Origin of the sequence: Vreelandella vilamensis (assembly GCF_031451755.1) — a bacterium.
GTDB classification, from domain to species: Bacteria; Pseudomonadota; Gammaproteobacteria; order Pseudomonadales; family Halomonadaceae; genus Vreelandella; species Vreelandella vilamensis.
Genome location: NZ_JARWAN010000009.1, coordinates 46,205 through 59,710, shown reverse-complemented (window position 1 = coordinate 59,710; position 13,506 = coordinate 46,205). Strand labels below are relative to the sequence as shown.

Below are 13,506 nucleotides of genomic sequence, written 5' to 3'. Positions count from 1 at the left end.
GGAGTGCCACGAATGGAAGGGGTGAAGCATATCGTCGCCGTTGCCTCGGGCAAGGGTGGCGTGGGTAAATCCACGGTAACGGTTAATTTAGCCCTAGCGCTCTCAGCGCAGGGCTACCGCGTGGGCGTGTTGGATGCCGATATTTACGGCCCAAGCCAGGCTCAGATGCTCGGCGTGAAAGAAGGCGAGCGCCCGCAAGCCGCAGGGGAAGATAAGTTTTTCCCGCTTGAAGCCCACGGCATCCAAGCTATGTCGATGGCGTTTCTGGTCAACACCCGCGAGCCTATGGTGTGGCGTGGCCCTATGGTTGTTGGCGCGTTCCAGCAGCTTTTAACCCAAACTCAGTGGGATAATCTTGATTTTCTCCTCATCGATATGCCACCCGGTACCGGCGATATTCAGCTGACGCTTTCGCAGCGCGTACCGGTATCCGGGGCTGTCATCGTCACCACGCCGCAAGATATTGCGTTGTTGGATGCGCGTAAAGGCATTGAGATGTTCCGCAAGGTTAACGTACCGGTGCTCGGCATTGTCGAGAACATGAGCACCTATCACTGTGAAAATTGCGGCCACGAAGCGCCCATTTTTGGCACCGGTGGCGGCGAACGAATTGCAGACGAATACGAAACCCAAGTGCTTGGGCGCTTGCCACTGAGTCTGTCGATTCGTGAGTTCGCGGATTCCGGTAATCCAAGTGTAATTTCCGAGCCAGATAGTTCCGTGAGCCAGACGTTTGGCGAGATTGCCAAGCGTGTTGCAGCAGGTGTGGACGGCGCCGCCGAGCAAGGTCCGACGATTTCTTTTAGTGAGTGATAGCAACGCAATGAGCATTAAATCGGATAAATGGATTCGTCGCATGGCCGCCAGTGACGCCATGATTGAGCCTTTTGAAGCAGAACAGGTGCGTTACGTTGATGGTAAGCGCGTGATTTCGTACGGCACCTCAAGCTATGGCTACGATGTGCGCTGCGCCGATGATTTTAAGGTGTTCACTAATATTCACTCGGCGGTTGTCGATCCGAAAGGGTTTGACGATAAGAGCTTTGTTGATGTGAAGGGGGATGTCTGCGTTATTCCGCCCAACTCTTTCGCGCTGGCGCGCACGGTAGAGTATTTTCGTATCCCGCGCAGCGTACTGACTATTTGTTTAGGTAAATCGACTTACGCGCGCTGTGGGATTATCGTTAACGTGACGCCACTTGAGCCGGAATGGGAAGGGCACGTAACGTTGGAGTTTTCCAATACCACCAACCTCCCAGCCAAAATCTACGCCAATGAAGGCGTGGCGCAAATGCTCTTTTTGGAATCCGATGAGATTTGCGAAACATCCTATAAAGACCGGGGTGGTAAGTACATGGGCCAGCGAGGAGTGACACTTCCTCGAACCTAACTCGAACCTAAAAAGCAAAGCGACACATAACGGCGCTTAGCGATGAAACGCTCAAGCGCCGTTTTGCGTTTGTCTTAGGGGTGATCGTCGAGCTCGTCAAGCTCCTCGGCGGCGTCTTCGTGACTCAAGCGCAGACCCTGCGGTGGCAGTACGGTGCCGTCTAGTGTGGCCCCTGTCCCGCTATACTGTAGGCGACCGTCTAAGAACCAGCTGACCGCGATAGGATAAATCAGGTGCTCGCGGGCGTGGATTTTTTCTTTTAGCGTCTCGATAGTGTCATCGGCGCTAACCTTGAGCGCGGCCTGAATCACCACCGGGCCGCCATCGAGCTCTTCGGTCACAAAATGAACGCTGCAGCCATGCTCTGATACGCCATCGGCAAGCGCACGGGCATGGGTATTAAGACCTTGATAAGCGGGCAGCAGTGACGGGTGGATATTGAGCGTTCGTCCGAGAAATCGCTGTACAAAGCGCGGCGTCAAGATGCGCATGAAACCGGCGAGCACAATGAGGTCAGGCTCGTGACGCTCAATGACCTTGATTAACGCGCCATCGTAAGCCTCGCGGCTATCGTATTCACGGTGCGGTAAAGCTACCGCATCAATGCCGGCATCGCGGGCGCGCTTTAGCCCATAGGCATCCGCCTCGTTAGAGATGACCGCCACGATCTCGCCGCCCAACCGGTCGTGGGATTGCGCCTCGATCAACGCTTGCAAGTTACTGCCGCTACCGGAAATCAGCACCACAACGCGGCGTGCGTCGGTGGCTTCGGGTTCTATCTCTTTTAGCGTATCGCTGGTGTAATCGGTGCTGCTCATGCCGGCAGATTCTCCAGCGTCACGGCGTCACCTTCGCGCGCCACAATGTTGCCAAGGGTGTAAACGGTTTCACCTTGGGCTTGCAGGTGCGTGCGGGCTTTATCGGCGTGAGCCGGCGGGACAACGATCACCATGCCGATGCCGCAGTTAAGCACCCGGTGCATTTCAGTTTCGTCAACGTTGCCTTGGGCTTTCAACCAGTTGAAGACCTCAGGGCGTTTCCAGCTGGCGATATCGATGTGCGCGGCTAAATGCTCGGGCAGAACACGTGGAAGGTTTTCCAAAAGCCCGCCGCCGGTGATATGCGAGAGTGCGTGAACGGGTGTCTCTGTCTCGCGCATCAAGGAAAGCAGCGGTTTGACATAGATACGCGTTGGCGCCATCAGTGCTTCGCTTAACGGCTTGCCATCGATGGCGGTATCGAGCGGTGCCTCGCTCACTTCAAGAATTTTGCGAATCAGCGAGTAACCGTTGGAATGCGGGCCCGAGGAAGCAAGGCCTAAGAGGACGTCACCGTCGCTGACGTTTTTGCCGTCCAAGATGTTCGCTTTCTCGACGACACCCACGCAGAAGCCAGCGAGATCATAATCATCGCCTTCATACATACCGGGCATTTCAGCCGTTTCTCCGCCCACAAGCGCGCATCCCGCCTGCTCGCAGCCAGCTCCAATGCCTTCGACCACCTCGGCGGCGATATCCACGTTGAGCTTTCCCGTGGCATAGTAGTCAAGAAAGAGCAGCGGCTCGGCCCCGGCGACAATCAGATCGTTAACGCACATGGCAACAAGGTCGATGCCGATGGTGTCGTGTTTGCCAAGGTCCATCGCAAGGCGTAATTTTGTGCCCACGCCGTCGGTGCCCGATACCAATACCGGCTCTTTGTAATTTTTGGGAAGCTCGCACAGGGCGCCAAAACCACCGAGGCCACCCATCACCTCTGGACGCGAAGTACGCTTGGCTACGTGCTTAATACGATCAACAAGGGCATTGCCTGCGTCGATATCAACGCCTGCGTCTTTGTAGCTTAGCGAAGGTTTGGTGGATGAAGAGGAGGTCTCGGTCATAGCAGATCCTGTGGTGCAAAAATAACGATGAAAGTACGATGAAAGTAAACTAACGATGCGAATGCTGGCGGATAGCCAGCGCCGATGCGGTAACGGGCCAAATTGTAACACTCAGGAGCTGGACCCGCATCGCTCCAAGCAGCGTAACACGACAGGCTAGTCAGCCTGGTTCATGGAGGAGTCGTTGAATGCATCATTCTTGGTGGGGAATTCTGCTTTTAGTGGTCATCGCAGGGGCTATTTATTTGCTTGATGCGGTGCTCATGCCATTTGTAACCGGCATGATTCTGGCTTATCTCGCCGATCCCTTGGCCGATCGCTTTGAGCGCTGGGGAATGAAGCGCCCCCTTGCCGTGACGAGTGTGTTTTTTGTGCTCGCGCTGATTTTGGTGGTGAGTTTACTGATTGTAGTGCCGCTGATTATTCAGCAGGTGAAACAGTTTGGTGATGCGCTCCCGTCTATTCTTCAATGGGTGGAAACCACGCTTGCTCCTCAGCTGCAGGCCTGGGTAGGCTACGACTTACAGGCGGAAGTGGCGAATCTACGCGAAATTTTGGTCCAGAACTGGCGTGATGCCGGGGGGTATTTAGCGCAGGCGCTCGGGCAAGTGGGGCGCTCTAGTATGGCACTGGTCTCTTGGGTGACGTACGTGGCGTTGGTCCCCGTTGTGACGTTTTACTTGCTGCTTGACTGGGACCGGTTAATTAACAATATCGCTAACCTAATTCCTCGCCAGTGGGTAGAAGATACGCACCGGTTGGTTGCTCGCTGCGACGAAGTACTTTCTGCTTTTTTGCGTGGGCAACTGCTAGTCATGCTGTGTTTGGGCATTATATACGCGCTGGGGCTGAGCTTGATGGGACTGAACTTTGGTCTTTTGATTGGTTTTATTTCCGGGATAGCCAGTATCGTGCCGTTTTTAGGCTTTATTGTCGGGATTAGCATTGCGTTGATCGTGGTGCTCTTTCAGATGGGCACCGTTTGGGCAATCTTAGGGGTGATTTTGGTGTTTTCCATTGGTCAGACGATCGAGAGTGTGGTGCTTCAACCTAAGCTTTTAGGTAACAAAATTGGCTTGCATCCCGTGGCGGTTATTTTTGCCGTGTTGGCAGGGGGGAAACTGTTTGGCTTCACCGGTGTATTATTAGCACTGCCGGCGGCGGCAGTGATCATGGTGCTCTTACGCGAAGTGCTTGATCGCTATAAAGGTAGTTCGCTATATGATGTCGAAGGGGTGTCCGAGAGTGCAGCCGCAGAGCAGCGCAGGCTCAATCAGGATCATTATGACGATAGGGGAACCCTATGAGCCGAGTGCCGGCACAGTTGCCCTTAGGCGTCGGGTTGCGCGATGATGCCACGTTCGAAAATTATTACACTAGCACGGCTAATGCCGGGCTGGTGCAAGCCCTAGTGAGCCAAATAGCGTTTCAAGCTGAACCGTATCTGTACCTATGGGGTAGCTCTGGCAGCGGCAAAAGCCATCTGCTTCAAGCAGCGTGCCATGCTGCATCGGATCATGACAAGCGCGCGCTCTATTTACCTTTAGCCGATTTAGGTCACTTTCCGCCGCTCATGTTAGAAGAAATTGAACGCTTAGACGTGGTCATGATTGACGACCTTGAGTGCGTAATCGGGCGTAAGCGCTGGGAAGAGGGGCTATTTCACGCGTTTAACCGCTTACGTGATGCGGGCAAATGCTTGGTAATTGCCGCCAATGCCTCACCGCGTCAGCTACCGGTTGTGCTGCCGGACCTGGCCTCAAGGTTGACGTGGGGCGTGACCTTTCATCTTCAGCCTTTGGATGATGATGAGCGCCTAAGCGCACTCAAACTGCGGGCGAACAGCCGGGGAATGCAGCTACCTGACGACGTTGGGCGCTATATTTTACATCGGGGGCCGCGTGAGCTCAGCAAGCTTTGCGGCGCCTTGGAAACGCTGGATCAAGCTTCGCTGTCAGCAAAACGTAAACTGACGATTCCATTTGTGAAGCAGGCGCTAGGCTGGTAAGCCGGCACAAAAAAACCGCCAACGGTATGCCGTTGGCGGTTTTTTTGTCAAAGCGCTTTGCGTCGAGATTAAGCAGATTTGCTCATCTTGGTCGCCGTTTCTTGCGCTTGCTTGACGTTATCTTCCGTTAGCTTTTGGCTCTTCTGGATGAAGTCCTGCTGCAATCCAACAACTTTATCCGCATCGCCTTTAACGCGCTCGGCCAGTTCTTTAGCCACTTTTTGCTGGCCTTCCATGTAAGAACGCAGACCTTCAGCGTCTTTAATGTCCATGAAGCTGCGCGCTTGCGCCATGCTGGTGTCGACGTAGGCTTTGCCTGCGTCAAGCTGGGCATTAAACATTTTTTCCGCGAAATCAACGTTCAGTGCTGCAAAAGCGCGAGCAGGCGCCATGAACATGTTATCGAACTGCTGAGTCATTTCGTTAGTGTTAATAGTGCGCATGATAAACCCTCCTAGGGCATTCGTTTGTGATGTTAAGACGAAGCACGCGTAAGTGGATCTATGCAATCTTCGTCATGTTGCGTTGCAGTATAGGGGATGTTTTTGTGCAGTGCAACATTATTAATGATGCGATTTTGAAATAGATACATAACGGGTGTGGGCGGCGCCGTTAGGGCGTATTTGCTAACTTAGGTAAGCGCGTTAGGTTGAAGGATGATACCTGTTCGTTTCATTGATCAAAAAGGATCGCAACATGTCGACACGTATAGAACGCGATAGTATGGGCGAGTTAAACGTCCCTTCCGATGCGCTTTATGGCGCCCAGACCCAGCGTGCGGTGAATAATTTTCCGGTATCGCATCAGCCAATGCCGCCTGCGTTCATCCATGCTATTGCGCGCATTAAACTCGCTGCGGCCCATACCAATCATGCATTGGGTTTGCTCGATGAGGCGCGTGCCACGGCCATTAAAGACGCGGCTCAAGAGGTAATCGACGGCAAGCATGATGCTCACTTTCCGGTGGATGTTTTCCAAACGGGCTCCGGCACATCGAGCAACATGAACGTCAACGAGGTTTTAGCTAATCTCGCCAGTCGGGCCGGGGTCGAAGTGTTGCCAAATGATCACGTCAATATGGGGCAATCGAGTAACGATGTAGTCCCGACGGCAATTCACGTTGCCGCGGCAATTGGCATAGATAGCACATTGCTGCCGGCGATAACGCACTTGCGCGACGCGATTGCTCAACGTGCTAGCGAGCTGGCAGACGTGGTGAAAACAGGACGTACGCACTTGATGGATGCCATGCCGTTAACCATGGCGCAGGAATTAGGCGGCTGGGTGAGTCAGCTAGATCAAGCGATTGAGCGCATCGAGAGTGCCATGACGCGTCTTCAGCGCTTGGCGCAAGGCGGCACGGCGGTTGGTACCGGTATTAATACACCGGCGGAATTTGGCGCTAAAATGGCTGAACACTTAAGTGAGCAAACAGGCTTAACATTTGTGCCTAACGATAGCTTTTTTGCCAGCCTTGCGTCGCAGGATGCGGCAGTCGAGCTTTCCGGGCAGCTAAAAGGCTTGGCTTGTGTCGTGATGAAGATCGCCAACGATTTGCGCTGGATGAATTCTGGCCCCCTTGCCGGGTTAGGCGAGATTGAGCTTGAGGCCTTGCAACCTGGAAGCTCAATTATGCCGGGAAAAGTGAACCCGGTTATTCCTGAGTCGGCAGCGCAAGCGGCAGCGCAAGTGATTGGCTTGGATACCGCGATTACCGTGGCCGGGCAAAGCGGCAATTTTCAGCTCAACGTGATGCTGCCGCTGGTAGCCTCAAATTTATTGTCGTCTATCGCGCTGATGAGCAACACGGCGCGATTACTGGCGGATCGGGCGATTGCGACCTTCAAGGTACGTGAAGATCAACTGCGCGAGCCGCTGGCGCGCAACCCTATTTTAGTAACGGCCCTAAACGGCGTCATTGGGTATAACGCAGCGGCCGCGATCGCCAAAAAAGCGTACCAAGCCGGGCGCCCAATTATCGACGTTGCCGAGGAAGAGACGACGCTTGATCGATTAACGCTTGAGCGCTTACTAGACCCTAAGAAACTGACCGAGGGTGGTGTGCCGGAGTAAGCTTTCTTTACGTAGGGCATGGCGATGTTAAGTCCAAAGTGCTTGCATTTCAGTCATAAAGAAGTATAATTCGCATCCGTTGTGGAGCGGCAGGACCATAGCTCAGTTGGTTAGAGCGCCACGTTGACATCGTGGAGGTCGGCGGTTCAAATCCGCCTGGTCCTACCAATAAGTCGATTTTGCCCAACTCGATTTTTTCACCACTACTATCATTTTATTACCTGTTTCCAGGACCATAGCTCAGTTGGTTAGAGCGCCACGTTGACATCGTGGAGGTCGGCGGTTCAAATCCGCCTGGTCCTACCAAGATAACGCCCCATGCGCTAAGCGGATGGGGCGTTTTTGGTCGTGATCTGCATGTTAGCTGTTGTTTGCCAGCGGCGTTATAGAAAGCCTAGCAAAAATGGGGTAGCTCCGTTCGCTGGGCAAAGATGGCCACAAGAGATTCAAGACCCGCTTGGTCCGTCGTGCTGAAGCGCCCTGGCTCGGGGCTGTCAAGATCCAGTACGCCCCAAAGTGCATCGCCTGATCTAATGGGAATCACAAGTTCCGAACGCGATGCTGCGTCACAGGCGATGTGATCGGCCACGGCGTGAACGTCATCCACCCGCTGGGTTTGTCCGGTGCGAGCTGCAGCGCCACACACTCCCTTGCTGAAGGGGATGGGGTGACACGCGGGTTTGCCTTGAAACGGGCCGAGCCAGAGCATATCCGGCTCGCGCTGTAGATAAACGCCCACCCAATTAAGTGTAGGCACTTGCGCAAAAACAAACGCGCTAAGCTGTGCGCTGTTGGTTAGCCAATCACGGGTGTCAAGCAAGGCGTGGAGTTGCTTGCCCAGTAAGGTGTAATCGGTAGGTGATAGCGTCATGCGGTGTCCTAATAACGCATCGAGCCGGCGCAATGCCGGCCCGATGTACGTTTTAAAAATGAAGCGGCGAAGGAAGTTGTGCTTATTTGATCCAGCCAGGAACGGCCGCGCCATCGAACAGTTCTTCGGCTTTTTCGATGACCGCCTCGCTTTGATAGGCGTCGACTAACTGGCGAATTGCTTCGCGGTCCTGATCACCTCCACGCACCACGATCAGGTTGACGTAGGGTGATTCAGGCCCTTCTTTGATCAAGGCGTTATCAAGGCTCAGGCCTGCCGGTTGGGCAAACGTATTATTGATGAATGCCATGTCGACATCCGGCAGTACGCGGGGCAGTTGAGCCGCATCAATCTCGCGGAAACGAAAGTTATGCGGGTTATCCGCAATATCAATAGGGGTCGCTTCCAGGTTTTCAGGGTCGTTGAGCGTAATTAACCCGTGGTTGTGCATCAAAATTAACGCCCGTCCTTCGTTAGAAGGGTCGTTGGGCAGCGCAATTTGGGCGCCTTCCGGTAGCTCGTCAATGCGCTCAAACTTTTCCGAGTAGGCGCCAATCGGATACACGAAAGTGTAACCAGCAACGGCAAAATCGTAGCCACGATCATTCACCATGGCTTGCATGTACGGTTCGTGTTGGTAAGCGTTGGCATCTAAGCTGCCATCAGCCAGAGCGGCATTGGGGGTGACGTAATCAGTGAATTCGATGATTTCAACGTTCAATCCGTATTCACGCTCTGCAATACCCGCTGCGACCTGCATGACGTCCGTTTCAGGGCCGGCCACGGTACCCACTTTGATGCTATGTGAGTCCGCGCTCGCGACGCTGCTCATCAGAGCGAGAGCGGATAAGCCGCTAATTAAAAGCTTTTTCATGAAGGTCTCCTATTGGCGCGATGTTGTATCGCCATTATCTTGAAGTAATAAAAATACTATGTCTAATTCTTTTAGAGTATAACTGCGATGGTTACTTACGATCGCTTTTGCGTACTAAGTAATCGCCGAGGCTTTGGAACCCTTGCACCATGACCACCAAAATAACCACAGTGATAAGCATGATAGTGGGGTTAAAACGGTTATAGCCGTAACGAATGCCCAGGTCGCCAAGACCGCCACCCCCCACCGCGCCTGCCATGGCAGAGTAGCTGACAAGTGTTACCAATGTGATGGTCAACCCCGTGATAATGCCGCCGCGTGCTTCAGGGAGTAATACCTTGCGAATAATCTGCCAAGGGGTGGCGCCCATCGCCTGAGCGGATTCGATCAATCCCGGAGATAGCTCATTAAGTGCGCCTTCCACCAAGCGTGCGACAAATGGAATGGCGGCAATGGTCAAGGGGACCACGGCGGCGTTAATCCCGATGGAGGTGCCCACTAACATGCGCGTGAAGGGAATGATGGCTACCATCAGAATGATAAACGGAATGGAGCGGCCAATATTGGTCACAATCCCGAGCACTTGGTTGAGTATCGGCATGGTGAGAATTTGCCGAGGACGTGTTACGTAAAGCATTACGCCCAAAGGTACCCCGAGGAGTGTCGAAATAAGGCCGGATACTCCCACCATATAGAGCGTATCCAGCGTTGCCTGCAGAATAAGATCAATCATCGCGCTGGACATGGCCTAGTACCTCTACTTGTAGCTTTTGAGATTCAAGATAGTGCATGGCTTGCTGAGTTTGTTCTGACGTTCCCAGTAACTCGGCAATCATCAAGCCTAAGGTGCGTTCCTGAATGGACTCCACTTTGGCTTGCAAAATGCTGACGTCGACACCGCATTCGCGCGCGAGCTGAGAAATGACCGGGGTAGAAACGGCATCGCCAGAAAATGTTAATCGCACAATCGGGTGAGTAGTATCGCTAGGGGTTTCTTGCAAGCGATCCACCAGCTCTTTGGGAGGGGCTAGCTGGAGAAAGTCATTTAAAAATTCACGCCCAAGCTGTGTGCGAGGCGCGGTAAAAAAATCACCGACGACGGCGTTTTCTACTAGTTCGCCGTCAGAGATCAAACTGACGCGATGGCAGATAGATTTAACCACCTCCATTTCGTGCGTGATCAACAAAATGGTAATGCCGAGCGTCTGGTTGATATCGCGCAGGAGCTCAAGAATGGAGCCGGTTGTTTGCGGGTCAAGCGCGGATGTTGCTTCATCGCAGAGCAATACCGCGGGTTCGCTAGCCAGCGCTCGAGCAATGGCGACACGTTGCTTTTGCCCACCTGAGAGTTGAGCAGGAAACTGATGGGTCTTATCGTTAAGGCCAACAAGCTCTAAAAGCGGTAAAACGCGCTCGCGAATTGCCTTTTTAGAACGCCCCATGAGTTCCAACGGCAGGGCCACATTGTCAAAAACATTGCGCGTTGTGAGTAAGTTGAAATGCTGAAAAATCATGCCAATACGATGGCGCGCTTGATTTAGCTCCTGAGCATTCAGACGTGTCATTTCTTGGCCATTGACCGTGACACTTCCTTCTGTGGGGCGCTCCAAGAGGTTGACGCAGCGTATCAGCGTTGACTTACCGGCGCCCGATAAGCCTATGACGCCGTGAATAGTGCCTTTGGGGACATGTAAGCTAGCGTTTTTTAGCGCATGAACGGCACCCAGTTTATTGCCACTGGCTTTGCTGTAATAGGTTTTGCTGACATTGTTGAGTTCAATCATGAATCGCGTCTGCCTTATATGAGGCCAAAGACGTAAAGAGGCCGACAATAGAGTGCGAGGAGCAAGCCTAGGGTGGGAAACAAAAAAAGACCACCCTAAACGGGTGGCCATCAACGCTGGACACACCCTTTTAGCGAAATTTTACCCGCCTATTGGCTGGGTAGACGCCCGCAATCTGGGTACAAATCGGCGTCGTTACAATTGAGGCAAAAGTCTAAATACCGGGATGAGTACTGTCAAATACCGGTTAGAATTATTTTTTACAATCTGAGTTTTTATTGGTTTTATTTTCTTTTTAAGTGATTTTGGTAGGTGTATTTGGGGTGTCTATTATCAAGTCGCGTTGTTGTGCGGGAAAAATTTTTCATGCACGTGTCTTGAAGGGGGTGTCATCAGCATAAAAGTGGCACAATACCGCCCTATTTACGTGCAAGATGTTGGCGATAACGCCATGTTCAGGGGGAAGCGATGTTTACGGGGATTGTACAAGGCACCGCTGTTGTCGTTGCAGTGCGCGAGCTCGACGCCTTTCGTACCCACGTGGTGGAGATGCCTAGCCATATGCGTGAAGGGCTTGAGATTGGAGCGTCTGTTGCCCATAACGGTGTCTGCCTCACAGTGACAGCAATTGAGGGTGATAACGTAAGCTTTGACTTGATGCGTGAAACGTTACGGTTGACCAATCTTGGTGCAATTACGCCTGGGCAGTGCGTCAATATTGAGCGTGCCGCGCGTTTTGGCGATGAAATTGGCGGCCACGTTATGTCAGGCCACGTGATTTGCAAAGCGAAGTTGGTTGAGATCGAAGAAGCGCCGAACAATCGTCGATTGTGGTTTGCATTGCCGGAAAAAGTCAGCCGATTTGTGTTTGAAAAAGGGTATATCGGAGTGGACGGTATTAGCCTTACGGTGGCTGATGTGCGTCAAACAGATGAGAGCGGCGGAGTAACGTTCAGCGTGAATCTCATACCTGAGACACTATCGCGTACCGCATTAAGCGAGCGGATGCTTGACGATGAGGTCAATATCGAGATTGATCCGCAAACTCAGGTGATTGTTGAAACGGTGGAGCGCGTCTTAGCGAACCGTGGGTAGGCAATATTTTTGTTTTTGCTGACCGATTGGTAAGCTTTTGGCCTAAAGCTTGCAAATAACAATAAGTGGGCAGATGCCCAACACTCTGCTGCATTTGGGCGCTCGTATTGCAAATTGCCTTTTGATAACAATTGCTTTCGATAATAAGTGCCTTTCGTTAATATGTGCAGCTTTTCTTACACTCAGGGACCCTACGCGTAGCGTTAAGGATCGAAAACTTTATGAAACTTCTTGAGAAGCACTTCAAGCTCTCTGAGCACAAAACCAACATAAAAACTGAGGTGATCGCTGGGATTACAACGTTCCTAACGATGGCCTATATCATTTTTGTTAACCCCAGCATTCTTTCCGAAGCAGGCATGGACTACGGTGCCGTTTTTGTGGCGACCTGCGTGGCCGCTGCGATTGGCTGCTTAGTGATGGGAGTTTGGGCCAATTATCCGATTGGTCAAGCGCCGGGGATGGGGCTAAATGCCTTCTTTACTTATGGTGTAGTGCTGGGCATGGGACATACCTGGGAAGCAGCCCTAGGGGCGGTCTTCTTGTCTGGTTTTTGTTTCTTTCTGTTGAGTATTTTTAAAGTTCGCGAGTGGATTATCAATTCGATACCGTTATCGCTTCGTCTCGGTATTGCTGCGGGTATCGGCCTCTTCCTGGCCATGGTGGCGCTTAAAAATGCCGGTATTGTGGTGTCAAACCCGGCGACCTACGTAGCCCTTGGAGATCTGTCTGAGCCGGCGGCAATTTATGCGCTCGTTGGCTTTTTTGTTATCACAGCCCTGGCGTATTTAAAAGTCACCGGTGCGGTGATGATCGGTATTTTAGGTATTACGGTAGTTGCCATGCTGCTCGGCCACAATGAATACGGTGGCCTGATGTCAATGCCACCGTCTATTGCTCCCACGTTGATGCAGATGGATGTCATGGCCGCGCTGGATGTCGCCATGCTGAGCGTGATTTTTGCGTTTTTGTTTGTCGATCTTTTTGACACGTCAGGCACGTTGGTGGGTGTCGCTCAGCGGGGCAAGCTTTTAGATAAAGATGGTAAATTACCGCGGGTTGGGCGTGCGATGATGGCTGATAGCACGGCATCAATGGCTGGCGCGGCCCTAGGTACCTCGACTACCACCAGTTATATTGAGTCTACTGCCGGTATTGCGGCGGGCGGGCGCACTGGCTTGACCGCCGTGGTCGTGGGGGTTCTTTTTTTACTGAGCCTCTTTTTTGCCCCGCTCGCGGGCTCTATTCCCGCTTATGCAACTGCCGGTGCGCTACTATATGTGGCGGTATTGATGGCAGGTAGCCTCGCCCACGCTGACTGGGATGACGCAACGGAAGCTGCCCCCGTCTTAATTGCTGCATTGGCCATGCCGCTGACGTTTTCTATCGCAGAAGGTATCGCACTGGGCTTTATTAGCTATGTGGCGATAAAGGCACTATCGGGCCGCTTTAAAGACTTAAATATTGCAGTAGTGTTATTGGCGCTGCTGTTCGTGGCTAAATTCTTCTTTTTAGACTAAACCTCGACC

14 protein-coding genes and 2 tRNA genes are annotated in these 13,506 nt (G+C 52.6%); 9 read left to right on the top strand and 7 right to left on the bottom strand.

What is annotated here, in order from left to right:
- The first annotated feature begins 12 nt into the window (after window positions 1–12).
- On the top strand, window positions 13–813 hold the full coding sequence (gene apbC / locus QC823_RS07450) for an iron-sulfur cluster carrier protein ApbC (protein WP_309655730.1): 801 nt from the start codon (window positions 13–15) through the stop codon (window positions 811–813).
- 10 nt (window positions 814–823) lie between these two features.
- A complete protein-coding gene (gene dcd, locus QC823_RS07445) occupies window positions 824–1,390 on the top strand; it encodes a dCTP deaminase (RefSeq protein WP_309655767.1) in 567 nt (188 codons plus the stop codon).
- 74 nt (window positions 1,391–1,464) lie between these two features.
- Here dcd and purN read toward each other — a convergent pair whose 3' ends face one another.
- Both purN and purM read right to left on the bottom strand, forming a co-directional pair.
- The gene (gene purN, locus QC823_RS07440) at window positions 1,465–2,208 is read right to left on the bottom strand and encodes a phosphoribosylglycinamide formyltransferase (RefSeq protein WP_309655729.1); all 744 of its coding nucleotides are present in this window, start codon (window positions 2,206–2,208) and stop codon (window positions 1,465–1,467) included.
- Window positions 2,205–3,272 carry a phosphoribosylformylglycinamidine cyclo-ligase gene (purM, locus tag QC823_RS07435; protein WP_309655728.1) on the bottom strand — a complete coding sequence of 356 codons (1,068 nt, stop codon included), beginning with the start codon at window positions 3,270–3,272 and terminating at the stop codon, window positions 2,205–2,207. Before purM ends, purN begins: the two co-directional genes overlap by 4 nt.
- A 188-nt stretch (window positions 3,273–3,460) precedes the next feature.
- Here purM and QC823_RS07430 point away from each other — a divergent pair, with 188 nt between their 5' ends.
- Together QC823_RS07430 and hda are read left to right on the top strand one after the other, a co-directional pair.
- Complete coding sequence (locus QC823_RS07430) at window positions 3,461–4,579, top strand: AI-2E family transporter (protein WP_309655727.1); 1,119 nt, start codon at window positions 3,461–3,463, stop codon at window positions 4,577–4,579.
- Window positions 4,576–5,280: a DnaA regulatory inactivator Hda gene (hda, locus tag QC823_RS07425; RefSeq protein ID WP_309655726.1), complete on the top strand. Its 705-nt coding sequence runs from the start codon at window positions 4,576–4,578 to the stop codon at window positions 5,278–5,280. The genes QC823_RS07430 and hda overlap by 4 nt, the downstream gene beginning before the upstream one ends.
- A gap of 68 nt (window positions 5,281–5,348) precedes the next feature.
- Here hda and QC823_RS07420 read toward each other — a convergent pair whose 3' ends face one another.
- Window positions 5,349–5,723: a phasin family protein gene (locus QC823_RS07420; RefSeq protein ID WP_309655725.1), complete on the bottom strand. Its 375-nt coding sequence runs from the start codon at window positions 5,721–5,723 to the stop codon at window positions 5,349–5,351.
- Between the two features lie 253 nt (window positions 5,724–5,976).
- On the opposite strand from QC823_RS07420, the gene QC823_RS07415 reads away from it, so the two are divergent.
- The 3 genes from QC823_RS07415 to QC823_RS07405 all read left to right on the top strand — a co-directional run bounded on the left by QC823_RS07415 (window position 5,977) and on the right by QC823_RS07405 (window position 7,659).
- On the top strand, window positions 5,977–7,353 hold the full coding sequence (locus QC823_RS07415; protein WP_309655724.1) for a class II fumarate hydratase: 1,377 nt from the start codon (window positions 5,977–5,979) through the stop codon (window positions 7,351–7,353).
- 91 nt (window positions 7,354–7,444) lie between these two features.
- Window positions 7,445–7,521 (top strand) — tRNA-Val (locus QC823_RS07410).
- Window positions 7,522–7,582: 61 nt separating this feature from the next.
- Window positions 7,583–7,659, top strand: a tRNA-Val gene (locus QC823_RS07405).
- Window positions 7,660–7,747: 88 nt separating this feature from the next.
- Here the strand turns inward: QC823_RS07405 and QC823_RS07400 are convergent.
- The 4 genes from QC823_RS07400 to QC823_RS07385 form a co-directional block, all read right to left on the bottom strand.
- On the bottom strand, window positions 7,748–8,224 hold the full coding sequence (locus tag QC823_RS07400; protein WP_309655723.1) for a GAF domain-containing protein: 477 nt from the start codon (window positions 8,222–8,224) through the stop codon (window positions 7,748–7,750).
- 82 nt (window positions 8,225–8,306) lie between these two features.
- Complete coding sequence (locus tag QC823_RS07395; RefSeq protein ID WP_309655722.1) at window positions 8,307–9,098, bottom strand: MetQ/NlpA family ABC transporter substrate-binding protein; 792 nt, start codon at window positions 9,096–9,098, stop codon at window positions 8,307–8,309.
- 91 nt (window positions 9,099–9,189) lie between these two features.
- On the bottom strand, window positions 9,190–9,843 hold the full coding sequence (locus tag QC823_RS07390) for a methionine ABC transporter permease (RefSeq protein ID WP_309655721.1): 654 nt from the start codon (window positions 9,841–9,843) through the stop codon (window positions 9,190–9,192).
- On the bottom strand, window positions 9,824–10,882 hold the full coding sequence (locus QC823_RS07385; protein ID WP_309655720.1) for a methionine ABC transporter ATP-binding protein: 1,059 nt from the start codon (window positions 10,880–10,882) through the stop codon (window positions 9,824–9,826). The genes QC823_RS07390 and QC823_RS07385 overlap by 20 nt, the downstream gene beginning before the upstream one ends.
- A gap of 468 nt (window positions 10,883–11,350) precedes the next feature.
- Between QC823_RS07385 and QC823_RS07380 the strand changes: the two genes are divergently transcribed.
- Window positions 11,351–11,977: a riboflavin synthase subunit alpha gene (locus QC823_RS07380; protein WP_309655719.1), complete on the top strand. Its 627-nt coding sequence runs from the start codon at window positions 11,351–11,353 to the stop codon at window positions 11,975–11,977.
- A gap of 221 nt (window positions 11,978–12,198) precedes the next feature.
- On the top strand, window positions 12,199–13,497 hold the full coding sequence (locus QC823_RS07375) for an NCS2 family permease (protein ID WP_309655718.1): 1,299 nt from the start codon (window positions 12,199–12,201) through the stop codon (window positions 13,495–13,497).
- Window positions 13,498–13,506: the final 9 nt, after the last annotated feature.